This window comes from Haloferax sp. Atlit-12N (assembly GCF_003383095.1).
Lineage (GTDB): Archaea > Halobacteriota > Halobacteria > Halobacteriales > Haloferacaceae > Haloferax.
The window spans coordinates 1-629 of record NZ_PSYW01000062.1 but is presented as its reverse complement, the minus strand read 5'-3'; the positions used below and the strand labels follow the sequence as shown (position 1 = coordinate 629).

At 59.5% G+C, this 629-nt stretch carries 1 protein-coding gene; it reads right to left on the bottom strand.

Annotated elements, in window-relative coordinates; genetic code table 11:
- Positions 1–629 (bottom strand): galactonate dehydratase (dgoD, locus tag C5B90_RS19990; RefSeq protein WP_115883639.1); only part of this gene is annotated, 629 nt, incomplete at both ends.

The window sequence follows — 629 nt, the reverse complement described above, 5'->3', positions numbered from 1 at the left end:
GCTCACGAACGTAGTCGATGTCGATGTCGACGCCGAGACCTGGACCGTCTGGGAGGTCAACGTAGCCATCATCGTAGTCGAAGACCGAGGGATCTTCGAGGTAGTCTAGTACGTCGTTGCTCTCGTTGTAGTGGATGTCGAGGCTCTGCTCTTGAATGAGCGCGTTTGGTGCGACGGCGTCTACTTGGAGACATGAGGCGAGCGCAAGCGGACCGAGTGGGCAGTGTGGTGCCATCGCCACATCGTACGCCTCAGCCATTGCTGCGATCTTCTTCACTTCGGTGATGCCGCCAGCGTGTGAGAGGTCTGGCTGGATGACATCGACCGACTGGTCTTCGAAGACATGTTTGTAGTCCCACCGTGAATACATTCGTTCGCCGGTTGCGATGGGTGTCGATGTCTGCGCCGCAATATCCGGGAGTGCGTCGTTGTGCTCAGGGAGAACTGGTTCCTCGATGAAGAATGGCTCGTGCGGTTCGAGCGCCTTCGGCAGTCGCTTGGCCATCGGCTTCGTGACTCGCCCGTGGAAGTCGACGCCAATGTCGACCTCGGGACCGACCGCCTCTCGGACGGTTCGGAGACGGTCGACAGCGTCCGCGACAGCGCTTGGGTTGTCCACTCGTCGAATC